At 66.9% G+C, this 19,279-nt stretch carries 17 protein-coding genes; 11 read left to right on the top strand and 6 right to left on the bottom strand.

Annotation, left to right across the window (positions count from 1 at the left end; genetic code table 11):
• Positions 1-17 precede the first annotated feature (17 nt).
• Positions 18-2,414, top strand: a complete 2,397-nt coding sequence (locus tag DM194_RS25910) for a heavy metal translocating P-type ATPase (protein WP_111070649.1) — start codon at positions 18-20, stop codon at positions 2,412-2,414.
• Between the two features lie 66 nt (positions 2,415-2,480).
• On the opposite strand, the gene DM194_RS25905 is transcribed toward DM194_RS25910, so the two are convergent.
• From DM194_RS25905 to DM194_RS25895, 3 genes are all read right to left on the bottom strand, one after another.
• Positions 2,481-3,179, bottom strand: a complete 699-nt coding sequence (locus DM194_RS25905; protein WP_111070520.1) for a YoaK family protein — start codon at positions 3,177-3,179, stop codon at positions 2,481-2,483.
• 161 nt (positions 3,180-3,340) lie between these two features.
• Positions 3,341-4,846, bottom strand: a complete 1,506-nt coding sequence (locus DM194_RS25900) for a malonate--CoA ligase (RefSeq protein ID WP_111070519.1) — start codon at positions 4,844-4,846, stop codon at positions 3,341-3,343.
• A 319-nt stretch (positions 4,847-5,165) separates the two neighbouring features.
• The gene (locus DM194_RS25895) at positions 5,166-6,080 is read right to left on the bottom strand and encodes a LysR family transcriptional regulator (RefSeq protein WP_111070648.1); all 915 of its coding nucleotides are present in this window, start codon (positions 6,078-6,080) and stop codon (positions 5,166-5,168) included.
• A gap of 159 nt (positions 6,081-6,239) precedes the next feature.
• Between DM194_RS25895 and DM194_RS25890 the strand changes: the two genes are divergently transcribed.
• The 8 genes from DM194_RS25890 to DM194_RS25855 all read left to right on the top strand — a co-directional run bounded on the left by DM194_RS25890 (position 6,240) and on the right by DM194_RS25855 (position 14,075).
• Positions 6,240-7,361 carry a muconate/chloromuconate family cycloisomerase gene (locus tag DM194_RS25890; protein ID WP_111070518.1) on the top strand — a complete coding sequence of 374 codons (1,122 nt, stop codon included), beginning with the start codon at positions 6,240-6,242 and terminating at the stop codon, positions 7,359-7,361.
• Positions 7,362-7,401: 40 nt separating this feature from the next.
• Complete coding sequence (gene catC / locus DM194_RS25885; protein ID WP_111070517.1) at positions 7,402-7,692, top strand: muconolactone Delta-isomerase; 291 nt, start codon at positions 7,402-7,404, stop codon at positions 7,690-7,692.
• Positions 7,693-7,750: 58 nt separating this feature from the next.
• Positions 7,751-8,665: a catechol 1,2-dioxygenase gene (gene catA, locus DM194_RS25880; protein ID WP_111070516.1), complete on the top strand. Its 915-nt coding sequence runs from the start codon at positions 7,751-7,753 to the stop codon at positions 8,663-8,665.
• 55 nt (positions 8,666-8,720) lie between these two features.
• Positions 8,721-10,085 (top strand): benzoate 1,2-dioxygenase large subunit, encoded by a 1,365-nt coding sequence (gene benA, locus DM194_RS25875; RefSeq protein WP_111070515.1) that lies wholly within the window; start codon positions 8,721-8,723, stop codon positions 10,083-10,085.
• A gap of 11 nt (positions 10,086-10,096) precedes the next feature.
• On the top strand, positions 10,097-10,588 hold the full coding sequence (gene benB, locus DM194_RS25870) for a benzoate 1,2-dioxygenase small subunit (protein ID WP_111070514.1): 492 nt from the start codon (positions 10,097-10,099) through the stop codon (positions 10,586-10,588).
• A gap of 84 nt (positions 10,589-10,672) precedes the next feature.
• Positions 10,673-11,695, top strand: coding sequence for a benzoate 1,2-dioxygenase electron transfer component BenC (benC, locus tag DM194_RS25865; RefSeq protein ID WP_111070513.1), 1,023 nt, complete (start codon positions 10,673-10,675; stop codon positions 11,693-11,695).
• A 2-nt stretch (positions 11,696-11,697) separates the two neighbouring features.
• Positions 11,698-12,477: a 1,6-dihydroxycyclohexa-2,4-diene-1-carboxylate dehydrogenase gene (locus tag DM194_RS25860; RefSeq protein WP_111070647.1), complete on the top strand. Its 780-nt coding sequence runs from the start codon at positions 11,698-11,700 to the stop codon at positions 12,475-12,477.
• Between the two features lie 209 nt (positions 12,478-12,686).
• The gene (locus DM194_RS25855) at positions 12,687-14,075 is read left to right on the top strand and encodes an MFS transporter (RefSeq protein ID WP_111070512.1); all 1,389 of its coding nucleotides are present in this window, start codon (positions 12,687-12,689) and stop codon (positions 14,073-14,075) included.
• Between the two features lie 184 nt (positions 14,076-14,259).
• On the opposite strand, the gene DM194_RS25850 is transcribed toward DM194_RS25855, so the two are convergent.
• The gene (locus DM194_RS25850) at positions 14,260-15,174 is read right to left on the bottom strand and encodes a LysR family transcriptional regulator (RefSeq protein ID WP_111070511.1); all 915 of its coding nucleotides are present in this window, start codon (positions 15,172-15,174) and stop codon (positions 14,260-14,262) included.
• A 183-nt stretch (positions 15,175-15,357) separates the two neighbouring features.
• On the opposite strand from DM194_RS25850, the gene DM194_RS25845 reads away from it, so the two are divergent.
• Positions 15,358-15,819 carry a (2Fe-2S)-binding protein gene (locus DM194_RS25845; protein WP_111070510.1) on the top strand — a complete coding sequence of 154 codons (462 nt, stop codon included), beginning with the start codon at positions 15,358-15,360 and terminating at the stop codon, positions 15,817-15,819.
• Between the two features lie 3 nt (positions 15,820-15,822).
• On the top strand, positions 15,823-18,078 hold the full coding sequence (locus DM194_RS25840; protein ID WP_176581514.1) for a xanthine dehydrogenase family protein molybdopterin-binding subunit: 2,256 nt from the start codon (positions 15,823-15,825) through the stop codon (positions 18,076-18,078).
• An 11-nt stretch (positions 18,079-18,089) separates the two neighbouring features.
• On the opposite strand, the gene DM194_RS25835 is transcribed toward DM194_RS25840, so the two are convergent.
• Both DM194_RS25835 and DM194_RS25830 read right to left on the bottom strand, forming a co-directional pair.
• On the bottom strand, positions 18,090-18,557 hold the full coding sequence (locus DM194_RS25835) for a hypothetical protein (protein ID WP_111070645.1): 468 nt from the start codon (positions 18,555-18,557) through the stop codon (positions 18,090-18,092).
• A gap of 152 nt (positions 18,558-18,709) precedes the next feature.
• A complete protein-coding gene (locus DM194_RS25830; RefSeq protein ID WP_111070509.1) occupies positions 18,710-19,276 on the bottom strand; it encodes a mismatch-specific DNA-glycosylase in 567 nt (188 codons plus the stop codon).
• Between the last annotated feature and the right edge of the window lie 3 nt (positions 19,277-19,279).

Below are 19,279 nucleotides of genomic sequence, written 5' to 3'. Positions count from 1 at the left end.
CGAAGGGAGAATCGGACATGGACGACAAGTACCACGGTCACGCGCACCCTCATGACGACCATGCTGGACACGACCACCACGCCGGCCATGACGCTGTCGCCAAGCTGCGGGATCCCGTCTGCGGCATGATGGTCGACCCGGAGCGGACCGAGTACCATGCGGACTATGCCGGCCACACGTTCCATTTCTGCTCTGCCCGCTGCCACGACAAATTCATCGCCAATCCCGAGCAGTACCTGAAGCCGGAGGCCAGGCCCGCGGCACCGGAGAAGGCGGGGCAGGGAGCCCCCCGGAAAGGCGTCGTCTACACCTGCCCCATGCACCCGGAAATCCGCCGGGAGGAGCCGGGCAACTGCCCGCTCTGCGGCATGGCGCTGGAGCCGGTCGGGGCCACTGTCGAGGAAGGCCCCAGCCCCGAGTTCATCGACATGAAGCGGCGGTTCTGGATCGGTCTGGCCCTCAGCCTGCCCCTGGTGGCCTTGGAAATGGGCAGCCACATTCCGGCCCTGGGCCTCCAGGGTTTGGTGCCGCCCCGCATTTCCGTCTGGATTCAGTTCCTCCTCGCGACGCCGGTCGTGTTTTGGGCGGGTTGGCCCTTGCTTGAACGCGGCTGGCAATCGGTCGTGAACCGCAGCTTGAACATGTTCACCCTGATCGCGCTGGGGGTCGGCGTCGCCTATGTGTTCAGTCTGATCGCCACCGTCCTTCCCGGTCTCTTCCCACCTTCGTTCCGCGGCAGGGACGGGGTGGTGGCGGTCTATTATGAGGCGGCCGCCGTCATCACGGTGCTGGTGCTGCTCGGCCAGGTGCTCGAACTCCGCGCCCGCGAACAGACCGGCGGCGCCATCCGCGCCCTGCTGAACCTGGCGCCCAAGACGGCGAGGCGCCTCCGGGAGAACGGCGAGGATGAGGAGATCCCGCTCGACCAGGTGCATGTCGGGGATCGGCTGCGCGTCCGCCCCGGCGAGGGGGTGCCGGTCGACGGTGACGTGCTGGAGGGCCGCAGCGCCGTGGACGAGTCCATGGTCACCGGCGAGAGCATGCCGGTCCAGAAGGAACCCGGCGCCACGGTGATCGGCGGCACGGTGAACCAGACGGGCGCGCTGGTGATGCGGGCAGAGAAGGTCGGGTCGGACACGATGCTGTCGCGCATCGTCTCCATGGTCGCCGAGGCGCAGCGCTCGCGGGCGCCGATCCAGCGCATGGCCGACAAGGTGTCCGGGTATTTCGTCCCGGCGATCATCCTTGCCGCTGTCCTCGCCTTCATCGGCTGGATGATCTGGGGGCCGTCGCCCGCCTTCGCCTATGCGCTGATCGCCGCCGTCTCGGTGCTCATCATCGCCTGCCCGTGCGCGCTGGGTCTGGCCACGCCGATGTCGATCATGGTCGGGGTGGGAAAGGGTGCCACGGCGGGGGTTCTCATCAAGGACGCGGCGAGCCTGGAGCGGTTCGAGAAGGTCGACACGCTGGTCGTTGACAAGACCGGCACGCTGACCGAGGGCAAGCCGCGGGTGACCGCCGTGGTTCCGACGCCGGGGGGCGACGAAGCGACGCTTCTGGCGTTGGCGGCCAGCCTGGAGCGGTCGAGCGAGCACCCGCTGGCCGCGGCCATCGTCGCCTCCGCCAAGGAGCGCGGGCTGCCGCTGCGGGAGGTCGCTGACTTCCGGTCCGTGACCGGCAAAGGCGTGGCCGGGACGGTCGAGGGCCGCGCGGTGCTTCTCGGCAATGCCGGGCTGATGCGGGATCAGGGCATTGTGCTCGGCGACCTGGAGGCGCGTGCGGACGAACTGCGGCGCGAGGGTGCGACGGCGCTGTACGCCGCGGCGGACGGACGGCCCGGCGGCGTCATCGCGGTGGCCGACCCGATCAAGGCGAGCACACCCAAGGCGCTGGAGACGCTGCGGTCCGAAGGCGTGCGCATCGTGATGCTGACGGGCGACAATCGCACCACGGCCGATGCGGTGGCCCGCCGGCTGGCCATCGACGAGGTTGTGGCCGAGCTTCTCCCCGACCAGAAGCATCAGGTCGTCCGGCGCCTGAAGGCCGAAGGGCGCGTGGTGGCGATGGCCGGGGACGGTGTGAACGACGCTCCGGCGCTGGCCGAGGCCGATGTCGGCGTCGCCATGGGCACCGGGACGGAGGTCGCGATCCAAAGCGCCGGGGTCACGTTGGTGAAGGGCGATTTGGCCGGGATCGCGCGGGCGCGGTTGCTCAGTCGGGCGACCATGGAAAACATCCGCCAGAACCTGTTCCTGGCGTTCATCTACAACTCGCTGGGCGTGCCGATCGCGGCCGGCGTGTTCTATCCACTGTTCGGCTGGATGCTGAGCCCGATCGTTGCCGCAGCGGCCATGGCGTTGAGCTCCGTCAGCGTCATCGGCAATGCCCTGCGTCTGCGGGGGCTTCGCCTGTAGCCGTGACGGTACCGTCATACGGGATGGCCTTGCGCTGCTCCTTGCGTCTATCGGCCGGGGCCCGGATCACGATGGTTTGGGATCGAAGCGGATCAGACGCAGCCTGATCCCCCCGAACAGCGCAAGGACGGCGGCCAGGGGCAGGAACGGCGTGATTCGGAGCCAATGCGCGGCCATGACACCGACGATCATCGCGCCGCCGAAATAGGCGGCCAGCGCCAACAGTTGCCGCAGCGCGAGTGCTGTGAACAGCGGGCGGTCGCCATTCAGCACGCGCGTGGTCAAATCGCTGGCGATCGTTGTGTAGGTGCCCGTGAAGATCACGGTCAGGATTCCCGGGGCACCGATCGCGCGGCCTATGCGGCCTTGCAGCCCCATGGCGATGGACGAAACGACGATGAGGCCGTAAAGGGCGTATGGCTGGGGATGGGTGCCGGAGGCGAGCCACAGCGCGGTGAAGATGGCGAGAAGCAATGCTTCGAGCCCGACCGTCCATCCGCTGCCGTGCCCGAGTTTCGCAATCGATACCGACGCCATCGATATCCCCGCCACATAGCCGAGGATTCCGAATATGAAGAGCAGCGACTCGGTGAATTGCCCCTGGCCGATCGCCAGCCCAAGGAGAATGGTGTTCCCGCTCATCGCCGAGGCGAAGACCCCGCTCAGGGCAAGAAAGGCGATGCCATCCATGCTGCCGGCGGTGAAGGACAGCAGGACGAGGCCATGCATCGCCCGGTTCTGCTCGACGGAGGCTGTCGGGGGCATGGCCGGGCTTACTCCATGAATGCCGCACCCCTGAAAATGCCGTCAGCCTGATTCCGTTCCCGGTATCAGCACGGAAAAAGCATCATACTGAACAAGTCACCCCGCTTTCACGGTCCGCACGTCCGGCAGCAGGATTTCCGCCGGCAGCTCGTCGCCCCCGCTCATTGGAACAGTCCGGCATGGAGTTCGCGAAGCAGCGCCTTCTGCACCTTGCCCATGCTGTTGCGCGGCAGTTCGTCGACGACGATCACCCGCTTGGGCTGCTTGTAGCGGGCCAAGCGCTCGGTCAGCGCGGCGGTCACCGATGCTTCGGTCACGGGGGTGGAATGATCGGGCACCAGGACCGCCACGACGCCTTCCCCGAAATCGGGGTGGGGGACGCCGATGACGGCGCTTTCCAGAACTCCGGGCAGGGCGTCGATCTCGCCCTCCACCTCCTTGGGGTAGACGTTGAAGCCGCCGCTGATGATCAGATCCTTGCCGCGCCCGACGATGTGCAGGTAGCCGCGCTCGTCGATGCGGCCGAGGTCGCCGGTGATGAAGAAGCCGTCCGCTCGGAATTCGGCGGCCGTCTTCTCGGGCATGCGCCAGTATCCCTTGAAGACGTTCGGGCCTTTCACCTCCACCACGCCGATCTCGCCGTCGGGCAGCAGGGCGCCGGTCTGCGGATCGGCGATGCGCGCCTTGACTCCCGGCAGAGGCAATCCCACCGTACCGGCGATGCGGTCACCATCATAGGGGTTGGAGGTGAGCATCCCCGTTTCGGTCATGCCATAGCGCTCCAGGATCCGGTGTCCGGTGCGCGATTCCCAGGCACGGTGCGTTTCAGCCAGCAGGGGCGCCGAGCCGGAAACGAACAGGCGGACGGAGCGGCATAGATCCGCCGTCAGCGCGTCCTGGCCGAGCAGCCGGGTGTAGAAGGTCGGCACCCCCATCATCGCCGTGGAGCGGGGCAGGCGTTCCAGCATTGCCGCCGGATCGAAGCGCGGCAGCAGGATCATCGTGGCGCCGGCCATCAGCGCCACGTTGCAGGCGACGAACAGACCGTGGGTGTGGAACAGCGGCAGGGCGTGGAGCAGCACGTCGTCCTGCGTGAACCGCCATTCCGCGCAGAGCACCCGCGCGTTGCTCAGCAGGTTTCCCTGGGTCAGCATCGCACCCTTGGAGCGCCCGGTGGTGCCCGAGGTGTAGAGGATGGCGGCGAGGTCGTCGGTGCCGCGGGCGACCGTCGCGAAGTCGTCGGGCTGCGCGGCCAGGGCATCCGCGAGCGTGCCCCGTCCCTCGGCGTCGAGGGTGAGCAGGCGCGCGTCGCCTGCCATCGCCGCGGTGGCGTCCAGCCGCGCCGGATCGCAGACGACCAGCGCCGGCTCGGCATCGCCGATGAAGTAGCCGAGTTCGGTCGGCGTGTAGGCGGTGTTCAGCGGAAGATAGACCGCGCCGGACCGCAGGCAACCGAGATAGAGGACGAGCGCCTCGAACGACTTCTCCACCTGGACGGCGACGCGGTCGCCCGGCCTCACCCCGGCGGCCGCGATGGCGTTGGCCATCCGACCCGACGCCGCACGCAGATCGCCGTAGGTCGCGCGCCGGCCGTCGGCCAGCTCGATGGCGGCGCGGCCCGGATCGACGGACGGGTTCAGGAGATGGTTGAACAGGGATTCGGACATGGTTCGGTTTCCGCAAGGGGCGCCAGGGGGTTGGAACGCCACGCCTCAGACGTTGGGGTTGGGGGAGTGCTCCGGTGGGAAGATGGACCGCAGCCATGCGGACCTTGGACTGTGGGCGAGACCAGTGGCAGTATGAGACATTTCCCGGAGCTTCGCACGTGCCCCCTCACCATTCTCCGGCTTCGCTGCCGGCGGGTTCGGCATCAGACCACCGTGTCGCGCCTGATCGCGTCGATCTCGGCGGGGCTTCGCACAGCCTCGACGACTAATCCGTCCGCAGGGCGAGTTCCGCGCCAAAGTCCCTGATACAGACAAATTCTCAGACACCGAGTTCGTTGCTAACGAAGTTGCTGCGATAGACATGCCGGATCGCATCAAGCATTATTGCGATTTCCGGGGAGTTGTCGTTGACGCGATGGCTCATGAAAAGCGGAGAGGCGGCATGTGCTTCCTCAAGTGTACGATACTCGACTTTGTCCCGACGCAAATGCTGTACGGAAGCGGTCACCAAACTAAACCCGACATCAGCCGCAACCAAACCCAATGCCGTCTGCACATCCCGCACTTCCAGAATGGTGTCCGGCTTTAACCCGTGGGAGCGATAGAGCGCGAGCACCTGATCGGCAAAGCTCGGCCGCGGCGCCTTGGGGTAAACAACCAGTGTTCCGGCTGTCAGATCGTCGAGACGGAGCGGCCGCTCCAGTTCCAGCAGCCGGTGGCCTGACGGAATGGCGGCGATGAGCGCCTCGTAGCGGAGCAGAGTCCGCGTGATGGCGGCGTCCTCCAGCGGAATGCGGCCGAAGCCGACATCGATGCGTCCCTCCTTGAGCGCCGCGATCTGCTCCACCGTTGTCAACTCGACCAACGAGACCTCCACAGTCGGACGGATTGAGCGGTAACGCCGGATCATCTCCGGCAGCCAGCCATAGAGTGTGGAAGCCACGAAGCCGATGGTGAAGCGGCTGTGCTCGGCATGGCGCAGGCGGCGGGCCAAGGCCTTGATCTCATCGACGCGCTCCAGCACCTGCACCGCCTGTTCATAGATCAGCCGCCCTGCCTCCGTCAGGCGCAGGGGGCGGCTGTCCCGTTCGATGAGCTGAAGGCCAAGTTCCTCTTCCAACTGCTGAATCTGCCGGCTCAGCGGTGGCTGCGCCATGTTCAGACGCTCTGCCGCACGCGTGAAGTTCCGCTCGTTCACGACCGCCATGAAGTAGCGCAGATGCCGAAGTTCCATGAACGAGCCTCTTCCGTCATTGAGCGCGGCGGCCCGGATCGCGTCGCCGCGCCATACCATACCTGGAAGGTATCAAATCAGACCAACTCGGTCTTTCACAATGTGCCCGGCGACAGATAGCGTGGTCGCACAACAAAGTTTGCCGAGGACAGCCGCAAGATGACCAGAATTGACGGCATCGAGACCCTCATTGTCGATGTGCCGACCATTCGGCCGCATGTGCTCTCGATGGCCACAATGCACCGGCAGACGATCGTCGTGGTGCGGCTTCGCTGTTCCGACGGTGTGGTGGGCATCGGTGAGGGGACAACGATCGGGGGATTGAGCTACGGCGAAGAATGCCCCGAAGGTATTAAGCTGGCGATCGACACCTATATCGCCCCGGTGCTGCGGGCCAGCGACCCCACCCGTGTCGCCGCAACCATGGCGCAGATCGGGAAAGCCGTTGTCGGCAACCACTTTGCCAAGGCGGCGGTCGAGACGGCGCTGCTGGACGCCATGGGAAAGCGGCTCGGCCTCCCGGTTTCCGAACTGCTGGGCGGGCGGCACCGCGACACGCTTCCGGTCGCTTGGACGCTCGCCAGCGGCAACACGGCCAAGGACATCGACGAAGCCGAACGCATGCTGTCCCTGCGGCGGCACAACATCTTCAAGCTGAAGATCGGCAAGCGCCCGGTGGCCGACGACGTCGCGCATGTCGCTGAGATCAAACGCGCCTTGGGCGACCGGGCCAGCGTGCGCGTCGACGTCAACCAGGCCTGGGACGAAGCCGCCGCGTCGCGCGGAATTGCAATGCTGGAAGACGCCGGCGTCGATCTGATCGAACAGCCGGTGGCGCGCGGCAATCGCTCGGCACTCGCACGCCTGGCCGCACGCTTCATCGTGCCGATCATGGCCGACGAAAGCCTTCACGGGCCGGAGGATGCCTTCGCCATCGCATCGCAGGCGGCAGCCGATGTCTTCGCCGTCAAGATTGCCCAGTCCGGCGGTCTTCAGGCTGCGGCCCGCGTCGGCGCCATTGCGGATGCGGCGGGGATCGGGCTGTACGGCGGCACCATGCTGGAAGGAGGGATCGGCACCATCGCCTCCGCTCACCTCTTCGCCACCTTCCCCCGGCTCGACTGGGGGACGGAACTGTTCGGTCCGCTGCTGCTCACCGAGGAAATCCTGACCGAGCCCCTCGCCTATGGGGAGTTCAGCCTTCAGGTCCCCAACAAGCCCGGCCTCGGCATTGAACTGGACGAGGACCGCATCGCCTTCTTCCGGCGCGACGGCCGCTAACACTCACCCCCCCCCACTTTTCCCGATCGAGACCAAGACCATGCTGTTCCAGGTCGAAATGGATGTCCGCCTGCCGCCTGACATGGCGCCCGAGGTGGCGGACGAGTTGAAGCGGGTCGAGCGCGAGCGCGCCCAGCAGATGCAGAAGGAGGGCAAGTGGCGGCACCTGTGGCGCGTCGCCGGCCGCTACGCCAATGTCAGCATCTTCGATGTTGAAAGCGCGGACGAACTTCACGCGCTGCTCACCTCGCTGCCGCTTTTCCCCTACATGGCGATGAAGGTTACGGCCCTTTGCCGCCATCCCTCGTCCATCCGCGACGATGATCGCTGAACCGGTCGCCGCCTGCCCGCCGCTGAGGCTGCCATAACCAAGGTTTAGGGAGAAAACGATGAACAAGACCCATATCCAGGATTTCGCGAAACGCATCTCCGGCACCCAGATCGCTCCGGCGAACGAGCGGGTGAAGGCGGTCGTCGACCGCATGCTGCTCGATCTTTTCGTGCTGATCGAAGAGATGGACGTCACGCCCGAAGAGATCTGGTCGGCGTGCAGCTATGTCACCGAACTCGGCAAGTCCAACGAGGTCGGACTGCTGGTGCCGGGTCTCGGCGTCGAGCATTTCCTCGACCTGCGCCAGGATGAGAAGGAGCGCGCCGCCGGAATGGACGGCGGCACCCCGCGCACCATCGAAGGTCCGCTCTATGTGGCCGGCGCTCCGGTCTGCCAGGGCGATGCGCGGCTGGACGACGATACCGACGACGGCGAAATCCTGTTCATGGACGGCCGTGTCCTCGACACCCGCGGCAACCCGGTTCCCGGTGCCCAGGTCGAGGTCTGGCACGCCAACAGCCGCGGCAACTATTCTTACTTCGACCAGTCGCAGAGCGCCTTCAACCTGCGCCGCACCATCATCACCGACGCCGAGGGGCGCTACCGGTTCCGCAGCATCATGCCGTCGGGCTACAGCTGCCCGCCCGACGGGCCGACCCAGAAGCTCCTGACCCTGCTGGGCCGCCACGGTCACCGTCCGGCGCACATCCACTTCTTCGTGTCGGCGCCCGGCTATCGGACCCTGACGACGCAGATCAACATCAAGGACGATCCCTACGTCCATGACGACTTCGCCTTCGCCACCCGCGACGGCCTGATCCCCGAGGTCGAGCACCACACGGACCCGGCCGCCCTCCACGACAAGGGTGTGAACCGGCCCTTCGCCACCATCACCTTCGACTTCGTTCTCCCATCCGCACTGGATGGCATGCTGAGCGCGCTGCCCGAGCGTCCGCGCGCCACGGCCGCCTGATCTCCCGGGGGCCTTGCCCGGCCCTCATTCCCGCCATCTTGTGGAGAACCAGATCATGACCGCCAATCTCATGGCGCGGCTGGACGGCGCCGTCGTCGAGGACAAGGAACAGGGCATCTATCGGTGCAGGCGCGACATCTTCACCGATCCTGAGCTGTTCGAACTGGAGATGAAGCACATCTTCGAGGGGAACTGGATCTACCTCGCCCACGAAAGCCAAATCCCCGGCAAGAACGACTACTTCACCACCTTCATCGGCCGGCAGCCGATCATCATCGCCCGCAACAAGGACAACGAGCTCAACGCCTTCATCAACGCCTGCAGCCACCGCGGCGCGATGCTGTGCCGGCACAAGCGCGGCAACAAGGCGACCTACACCTGTCCGTTCCACGGGTGGACCTTCAACAACTCCGGCAAGCTGCTGAAGGTCAAGGATCCGGAGGCCGCCGGCTACCCCGACGCCTTCAATCGGGAGGGATCGCACAACCTGACGAAGGTCGCCCGGTTCGAATCCTACCGCGGCTTCCTGTTCGGCAGCCTGAACGCCGACGTGGTTCCCCTGGCCGAATACCTGGGTGAGGCCGCCAAGATCATCGACATGATCGTCGACCAGTCGCCGGACGGTCTGGAGGTGCTGCGCGGCTCCTCGACCTACATTTATGATGGCAACTGGAAGCTCCAGACCGAGAATGGTGCCGACGGCTATCACGTCAGCGCCGTGCACTGGAACTATGCGGCAACCACCAACCGCCGCAAGACGGCCGCGGCCGGCGACTGCGTGCGTGCGATGGACGCCGGAAGCTGGGCCAAGCAGGGCGGCGGCTTCTATTCCTTTGAGAACGGCCATCTTCTGCTGTGGAGCCGGTGGGCCAATCCGGAGGACCGCCCGCTTTATGAACGCCGGGATGAGTTGGCGGCACAGTACGGGGCCGCGCGGGCGGACTGGATGATCGGCAACTCGCGCAACCTGTGCCTCTACCCCAACGTCTACCTGATGGATCAGTTCAGTTCGCAGATCCGCACATACCGGCCGCTGTCCGTCGACAAGACGGAGGTCACGATCTATTGCATCGCGCCGAAGAACGAGAGTGCGGAAGCCCGCGCCCGGCGCATCCGGCAGTATGAGGATTTCTTCAACGCCAGCGGCATGGCCACTCCGGACGACCTGGAGGAGTTCCGCTCCTGCCAGACCGGCTATCTCGGCAGTGCCGCCCCCTGGAACGACCTGTCGCGCGGTGCGGTCCATTGGGTGACCGGCGCCGACGATGCGGCAAAGGCCATCGACCTGCAGCCGCTGATGAGCGGCGTCCGCACCGAGGACGAGGGGCTGTTCGTCGTCCAGCACCAGTACTGGCTCGACACCATGCGCCGTGCCGTGGCGACGGAAGAGGCATCGTCCGACGTGAAGACGCCGGCCTGAAGGGGGAACGCATGACCATCACCCATGAAGCTCTGCAGGCCTTCCTTCACCGCGAGGCCCGTCTGCTCGATGAAAAACAATGGGACGACTGGCTGCAGCTTTATGCACCGGACGCCGTGTTCTGGATGCCGGCCTGGGATGACGATGGCGCCCTGACCACCGACCCGCAGCGCGAGATTTCGCTGATCTATTACAGCAACCGCGGCGGCCTGGAGGATCGCGTGTTCCGCATCAAGACGGAGCGGTCGAGCGCCACCAGCCTGCCGGAACCACGCACCTCACACAACATCAGCAACCTCGAAGTCGTCGAACAGGGTAACGGTGTCTGCAAGCTGCGCTTCAACTGGTTCACGCTGAGCTTCCGTTACAAGACGACCGACACCTATTTCGGCACCTCCTTCTACACACTGGATGTTTCGGGCGAGACGCCACTGATCAAAGAAAAGACTGTGGTTCTGAAGAACGACTACATCCACCACGTCATCGACATCTACCACATCTGATCGGCCGGGCGGGATCGATCATCCCGGACGGGCGGCAACTGGCCCGACGCCCTTCTGTGCGCCTTAAAGCCAGGGAGACGACTCATGAGCTTTCACATCGCGCTGACTTTTGAGGACGGGCTGACCCGCTTCATCGATGCCAACCCCGGCGAGACGGTCGCCGATGCCGCTTACCGGCAAGGCATCAACATTCCGCTCGATTGCCGCGATGGTGCCTGCGGCACTTGCAAGAGCTTTTGCGAGGCCGGGCGCTATGACGGCGGCTCTTACATCGAGGATGCCCTGACGGACGCCGAGGCGGAGGAGGGCTACTGTCTGACCTGTCAGATGCGTCCGGCATCGGACGTCGTCCTGCGCATCGCCGCATCATCGGAGGTGTGCAAGACCAAGGCGATGGACGTCTGCGCGGAGGTGGTGTCCGTCACCCATCTGTCCGAAAGCAGCATCCAGTTGTCTTTGGCTTTGGACGGAGCCGCGCGCCTGGCCTTCCTGCCCGGACAATACGTCAACATCGAGGTGCCGGGCACCGGACAGACGCGCTCCTACTCCTTCAGTTCGCCGCCGGGGGCGGAGCTTGCGAGCTTCCTGATCCGCAACGTGCCAGGCGGGCTGATGAGCGGCTATCTGACCGGCCGGGCCAAGCCGGGCGACCGTCTGACCCTGACCGGTCCGCTCGGCGGCTTCTATCTGCGCGAGGTCCGGCGGCCGGTGCTGATGTTGGCGGGTGGGACAGGGTTGGCGCCCTTCCTGTCGATGCTGGGCCGCATCGCCGCGGAAGGCGGCAATCCGCACCCGGTTCATCTCATCTACGGCGTCACCCAGGACCATGATCTCGTCGAGGTCGAGGCGCTGCAGAGATTCGCTGAGCAAATCCCGGGCTTTACCTTCACCACCTGCGTGGCCGACCAGGGCAGCGGCCATCCATTGAAGGGATACGTCACCCACCATCTCCAGCCGGAGCATCTGAACGGCGGGAATGTCGACGTGTACCTCTGTGGCCCACCCCCGATGGTTGAGGCCGTGCGCACCCATTTCCGCGACTGCGGCCTGACCCCGGCAAGCTTCCATTATGAGAAATTCGCCGCCAGCGAAGGGAATGGCCGATGACCATGAGCGGACGCCTCGACAATCAGGTGATGATTGTCACCGGTGCCGCCCAGGGCATCGGGCGAGCGGTCGCCGCACGGGCGGCAGGTGAAGGGGCCAGGCTGCTGCTGGTCGACCGTTCCGAATTGGTGCATCAGGTGGCGGAGGAGTTGTTGGGCCAAGGCGCGCCGGCGCTGGCGCTCACCGCCGATCTGGAAACCTATGCCGGCGCTCAAGCGATGGTCGATGCCGCGGTTGACGCTTTCGGGCGCATCGACATCTCCGTCCACAATGTCGGCGGCACCATCTGGATGAAGCCCTTCTGGGAATACCAGGAGGAGGAGATGGTGAAGGAAATCAACCGTTCGCTCTGGCCAACCCTTTGGTCTTGCCGGGCGGTGGTCCCGGTGATGATCGCGCAAGGCGGCGGCAGCATCGTCAATGTCGGCAGCAACGCCACCCGCGGCATCCACCGTGTCCCCTACTCCGCTGCGAAGGGCGGCGTGCATGCCATGACCACCTGTATGGCGATGGAACTGGCGGACAAGGGGATCCGCGTCAACGCGGTCTCCCCGGGGGCCGTCGACAATGGACAACGTGCCATCCCACGCAATCCAAAGCCGATGAGCGAACAGGAGAGGATCTGGCAACGGGAAACCTACGACCAGGTCATGCGCGACACAATGATGGGGCGGATGGGCACGCAAGAGGAGATCGCGGCTGCGATCTGCTTCTACGCGTCGAATGACGCATCGTACATCACCGGCCAGACCTGCTTCGTCGCCGGTGGCAGCATCGGCTGAACAACTCGGCCGACCGCCGGGAGAAGAAGACAAATCCATCGCCAAACGACCTGAAGGGCGCCCACCGCCAAGTGGGCGTCGGCCGAACCGTCGGCATCCCGGCCCATCGAGCCCAAAGCGTTGCCCTGCTCCGCGGGAGCACGCGGGTGGGTCCACTGCGCAACGACGCAGCTTTTTCCCGTCCATCACGTCAATAGGGAGGAACGCCCGTGTCATCGACACCACGCGTCATCGACGTTCAGGACTTCATCAATGCCCACAAGGTTTCCCGATACCAGGCCACACTGATCGCCCTTTGCTTCCTGATCGTCGCCATCGACGGCTTCGACACGGCGGCGATCGGCTTCATCGCTCCGGCGCTCCGCGCCGAATGGCAGCTGGCGCCGGCCCAACTGGCGCCGCTGTTCGGTGCCGGCCTGTTCGGGCTGATGATCGGGGCGTTCATCTTTGGACCTCTGGCCGACAAGATCGGGCGCAAGCGCGCGTTGATCCTCACCGTCCTGTTCTTCGGGTCGACCAGCCTGGCGTCCGCCTGGGCGACGAACCTCACCGAACTGACGGTGCTTCGCTTCCTGACCGGCATGGGGTTGGGTGGAGCGATGCCCAACGCCATCACCTTGACTTCGGAGTTTTGCCCCGACAAGCGGCGGTCTTTCCTGACCACCTTGATGTTCTGCGGCTTCACGCTCGGTTCCGCGCTGGGCGGGCTGGCGGCGGCACAGCTGGTGGCCGGCTACGGCTGGTCGTCGGTTCTGCTGCTCGGCGGCATCGTGCCGTTGCTGCTGGTGCCGGTTCTGCTGCTGACCCTGCCTGAATCGGTGCGATTCCTCGTTCTGCAGAATGCGCCGGCGGAGCGCGTGGCGGCCATCCTCAAGCGCATCGCTCCGGAGGCGGAGTTGTCCGGCGCTCGGTTCACCGGCGTGCAAAGGCCGACGGGCTCACCGGTCGGGCAGCTGTTCCAGCCAGGACTGGTCGCCGGCACGCTGCTGCTGTGGCTGACCTTCTTCATGAGCCTGCTCGTCTTCTACCTGCTGTCGAGCTGGCTGCCGACGGTGATCAGCAGCGCGGGCATGACCATGAAGGATGCTTCGCTGATGACCATGATGCTGCAGTTGGGCGGTACGGTCGGGGCTCTGGCAATCGGCGCATCGATGGATCGTGTCGATCCTCACAAGGTTCTGGGCATCGCCTACGCGACCGCCGCCCTGTTCATTGCGCTGATCGGCAGCGCCACCACCTCTCCTGCCCTGCTTGCCACCGCCGTGTTCGGCGCCGGCTTCTGCCTGGCCGGTGCGCAGGTCGGCGTGAATGCGCTGGCGGCGGGCTTCTACCCGACGGCGAACCGCGCAACCGGCGTCGCCTGGGCCAACGCCGTCGGGCGCAGCGGATCGGTTCTCGGCTCCATGGTCGGCGGCACCATCTTGTCCAGCGGCCTCGGCCTGCCGACCGCCTTCGCCATCGTCGGTATCCCGGTCATCCTGGCCGGCCTGTTCATGGTGGTGAAAGGCAGGTTGGCTCCGCAGCCGGCTCATCAGACGGCTGCTTCCTCGGCGTCGTCCTTCGCCGGCCCGCTGCCAGCCGCGAGCAGCATCGACTGACCCTGCTGCCGCTTCCGCCAATCACAACAGGGACGCCCCGGCCTTCGCGGTACGGGGCGTCTTGCATCCGCCGGCCTCCACCACCGCCATGAGCCTGTTTCCGGACGGCTTCCTCCGGAACCCGGAACATCCTCACCGCCGCACCGGAGTGCCTGCGCTCCCTAACCAGCTGCCCGCGGCGCTATCATAGCTTCGCCGCCTCCTCGCCGATGCGCTGGCGCAGCCAGCTGTGGGAGGGGGAGCCGGTGTTGCGGCGGTGCCAGATCATCGACATCTCGTAGTCGCCGACATCGAAGGGCAGGGGGCTGGTGGCGAGTCCGAGCGCGTCGGCGCACAACCGGGCCAGCCGGGCCGGCAGCGAGGTCAGCATCGGCGCCCGCATCAGGATCATCGGGATCGCCAGGAACTGGGTGGTGGAGGCGGCGACGCGCCGGCTCGTGCCGAGCGCGGCCAGTTCGTCGTCGATGAAGCTGGTCAGGCCGCCGCGCAGGGACGGCATCAGGTGCGGATAGCGGGTGTAATCCTCCAGCCCGATCGGCGGGGAGACCGGCACGAGATCCGGGTTGTACAGACAGACATGGGTCTCCCGGTACAGCACCTGACGGTCGTGCCAGCGCCGCAGCTCCGGCAGATAGCCGATCGCCAGATCGAGGGTGCCGTCGTCCAGCGCATCCAGCATGGCGTCGGGATCGAGGCTGCGCAGAGCCACCGACACGCGCAGGTCGCCCTCCACCGCATCGCGCAGGATGCCGGTCAGCAGAACCGCCTGCATGGAATCGGGGGTGGAGATGCTGAAGCTCCGCTCCTCCCGCTGCGGATCGAAATCCTCCTCCCCCGACAGGGCGCGGGCCGCGCCCACCAGCAGGTCGCGCAGAGGCTCCGCCAGCCGCTGGGCGCGGGGCGTCGGCTCCATCCGGTTGCCGGTGCGCACGAACAGGGGATCGCCGACCAGCGTGCGCAGCCGGCCCAGCGCGTGGCTGACCGCCGACTGGCTGACGCCCAGCGCCTCGGCCGCACGGGAGACATTGCGGGTTTCCAGCAGCGCGTCGAACACCTTGATCAGGTTCAGGTCGAGCGCCGGGTTATGAATTGCTTTCATGACGATATGAACCAAAGCCGCCTACTTCATTGTGCACTAGACGGTGTATTCTGTCGAGGCAGAGCTGCTCCAGCAGCCGACAATCAAGAAATCGCCAATTCGCAGCCAACGCCCGCAACCGGGCAACGGACCCGTCGTCGCCACAGCCCGGCGGTTCCGTTCAGGGAGAAAGAGGCAAGAGCCATGATTCGCATCAACGTCAACGGCGAGGACCGTCAGGTCGACGTGCCCGAGGACATGCCCCTCCTCTGGGTTCTGCGGGACGAGTTGAACATGACCGGCACCAAGTTCGGCTGCGGCGTCGCCCAGTGCGGCGCCTGCACCGTCCATGTCGACGGCACGCCGACCCGCGCCTGCCAGACCCCGGTCGGCATGCTGGGACCGGACAGCAAGGTCACCACCATCGAAGGCGTGACGGGCAAGGCGGCGCAGGCCGTTCAGGCGGCGTGGCAGAAGCTGGACGTCGTCCAGTGCGGCTATTGCCAGTCGGGCCAGATCATGAGCGCGGTCGCGCTGCTGACCGACAACCAGAACCCGACCGACCAGGACATCGACGCGGCGATGGACGGCAATGTCTGCCGTTGCGCCACCTATGTCCGCATCCGCGCGGCGATCAAGGATGCCGCCCAGACTATGAGGGCCTGATCCATGCTGCACCATCTGATCCGTCAGGCCGCCCGGAACGGTTTCCCCGAGGCCGGTTTCGCTCCCGGTCCGCTGGCGGCGCCGTCACGCCGCGGCTTTCTGAAGGCCATCGGCGCCGGGGCCGGTGCGCTGGTGATCGGCGCGCATCTGCCCATGCCGGCGCTGGCCGCCGAAGCGGCTGCGAAGACCGTCGGCCCCGCCGACCCGCGTCCGCATGCCTTCATCATCATCGCGCCTGACAACACGGTCACCGTGCTGGCCAAGCATCTGGACAAGGGCCAGGGCATCGTCACCGGCATCGCCACCATCGCGGCGGAGGAACTGGACGCCGATTGGAGCCAGGTCCGCGGCGCCTTCGCTCCGGCCGATGCCAAGCTGTACGCCAACCACTTCTTCGGCATCCAGGGCACCGGCGGCTCCACCGCCATCGCCAACAGCTGGGACGAGCTGCGGATGGCCGGTGCCGCCGCCCGCGCCATGCTGGTCGCCGCCGCCGCCGCCCGCTGGACCGTGCCGGCCGGCGAGGTGACCGTGTCGAAGGGCGTCGTCCGCCATGCGGCGAGCAACCGCAGCCTGACCTTCGGCGAGTTGGCGGAGGAGGCGGCGAAGCTGCCTGTGCCGCAGCAGGTCAAACTGAAGGATCCCAAGGACTATGTGCTGATCGGCAAGCCGGACCTGCACCGGCTGGACCACGTCAGCAAGACCAACGGCACCGCGATCTTCGCCATGGACATCCGCCGCCCCGATCAGGTGACGGCGGTTCTGGCCCGCAGCCCCCGCTTCGGCGGCACGGTGAAGAGCGTCGACGACGCGGCGGCCCGCAAGGTGCCGGGCGTGATCGAGGTGGTGAGCCTGCCGGTCGGCGTCGCGGTGATCGCCAGGAACACCTGGGCCGCCATGAAGGGCCGCGAGGCTCTGACGGTCACCTGGGACGATGTCAACTCCGAGATGCGCGGCACCGACGCCATGCTGGCCGACTACCGCAAGCTGGCCGACCAGCCGGGCGCCGCCGCCGCCGGCAAGGGCGATGCCGACAAGGCCTTCGCCGAGGCCGCCGCCAGGGGCGGTCATGTGGTGGAGGGCGACTTCGTCTTCCCCTATCTCGCCCATGCGCCGATGGAGCCGCTGAACGCCGTGGTGGCGCTGAACCCGGAGGGCGGCTGCACCATCTGGGCCGGCTCCCAGTTCCAGGGCGTTGAGCAGATGGTCGCCGCCCATATCCTGGGCTGCAAGCCGGAGCAGGTGAAGATAGAGACCCAGTGGGCCGGCGGCAGCTTCGGCCGGCGCGCCACCACCAACGCCGACTACATCGCCGAGGCGGTGATGGTCGCCAAGGCCTACCCCAAGGCGCCGGTGCATCTGGTCTGGACGCGCGAGGACGACATCAAGGGCGGCCGCTACCGCCCGCTGTTCCTGCACCGGATCAAGGCGGCGGTGGATGACAAGGGCGCCCTGGTCGCCTGGAAGCAGCGCATCGTCGGCCAGAGCTTCATGGCCGGAACGCCGTTCGAGGCGGCGATGGTCAAGAACGGCGTCGACGCGACGATGGTCGAGGGTGCCTCGGACATGGCCTATGCCGTGCCGAATCTGGCGGTGGACGCCCACACCGTCGCCTCGCCGGTCACCACCCTGTGGTGGCGGTCGGTCGGGCACACCCACACCGCCTATTCCAAGGAGGTGATGATCGACCGGCTCGCCAAGGCGGCCGGCAAGGATCCGGTGGCCTTCCGGCTGGAGATGCTGAAGGACCATCCGCGTCTGGCCGGCGTGCTGAAGCTGGCGGCGGAGAAGGCCGGCTGGGGCCAGCCCATGCCGCAGGGCAAGGGCCGCGGCGTCGCCGTGCATGAGAGCTTCAACAGCTATGTCGCCCATGTCGCCGACGTGACGGTCGACGCCAAGGGGCAGGTCAAGGTCGACCGGGTCGTCGTCGCCATCGACTGCGGCCAGGTCATCAACCCCGACATCGTCAAGTCGCAGATGGAGGGCGGCACAGGCTGGGGCATCGGCCATGCGCTGCGCGGCGAGATCACCATGACCGACGGGATGGTCGATCAGGCCAACTTCGACAGCTTTCTGCCGATGCGGATGTCGGACATGCCGGTGGTGGAGGTCCACATCATGCCGTCGAGCGAGCGGCCGACCGGCGCCGGCGAACCCGGCGTCCCGACCGCCGCACCCGCGGTGGCCAACGCCATCTTCTCGGTGACCGGCCAGCCGCAGCAGACGCTGCCCTTCAGCCGGGGCGGCATCGTCAGCTGAAGCGGGGCCAGCTAAGGCGAGGCGGATTGCGGTGAAACGGCGATCCCGGCGGTCCTTGCGGCGGCCGGGATCGCCGCCGGCCGCAAGGCGGTCCAACCCTGCTCGGCCAGCCGTTGCAGGGCTTCGTCCGGCCGGACCGGAGAGGCGGGCAGGGCGGCCGGAGGGGTATGCTCCGCCGTCTCCGGCGGCTTGCCGCTCAGAATCCGGGCGAGTTTCCAGGGCCGCGGCCCCAGCGGATGCGGCCCCCAGGGGGCGGCCGCGGGGTCGGCCACGGGGCTTGCCGTGGCGCCTGCCGTCGCCGGCGACAACGCCGTCAGGTAGACGGCGGCGCGCACCACCCCGGCCAGCAGCAGGACGGCCAATGCCAGCACCATCCAATGTCGGCGGCGCAGCCGGGCGGCGACGGGATCCGGCTCCGCGTTCCCGTCCCGGGGCGGTATCCGGTCATGGCTGGAGTTGCGTCGTGCGATAATGGTCATGCGGCGCACAGCATGGCCCATCGACGCCCCGGACGTGTCGGGCTTTCCCGGCGAAAGGCGGGAACAGGGGGAGTGCCCCCGGCGCTCATCCCTCCGCCCGCCGGCCTGCTCCGTTCGGCGCGGGCGCGGCACCCCGATGGCGGCAGCCGCCGTCAGCGCCGCCGCCCGATCTCCGCCCGCACCTCGCGGAACCAGCGCAGTTTTTCCTCGAAGGGCAGGCGGGCGAGACCGCTCGGCGACGGCACCACCACGTCGGCGACACCGTCGAACAGCCCGCGCTCCTGCACCCCCCAGGGCGCGTCCGGCAAGCCGGTCGCCGCCAGATAGACCCCCTTGCCGGTATAGGCCAGCACCCGCGGCCGGACGAAACCGACGATCCGCGCCAGCCGCGGCACCCCGCCGCGCAGCTCCGCCCGCGACAGTTCGGCGGCGCTGGCGGTGGCGCGGGCGACGAGGTTGGTGGAGCCCAGGCCGATGGCCGGCAGGGTGACGTCCTCCTCCGGCCGGTAGAGGCGGGGGGTCAGCCCGGCCTCATGCAGCAGGCGCCAGAACTGGTTGCCGCGCCCGGCATAATGGTGGCCGAGCGCGCCCGACCGCAGGCCGGGGTTGAAGCCCACGAACAGGCAGTCGAGCCCCGGCGCCACGATGTCGGGCAATGGTCCGGCGGCAGCCGGTATCCCTTCCGGGGAAGGGGCCGGAACATCGTCGAACAGGTCCATCGG

Origin of the sequence: Azospirillum ramasamyi (genome assembly GCF_003233655.1) — a bacterium.
Lineage (GTDB): Bacteria > Pseudomonadota > Alphaproteobacteria > Azospirillales > Azospirillaceae > Azospirillum > Azospirillum ramasamyi.
The sequence above is the reverse complement of the archived record's forward strand: the minus strand, read 5'-3'. Positions and strand labels throughout refer to the sequence as shown.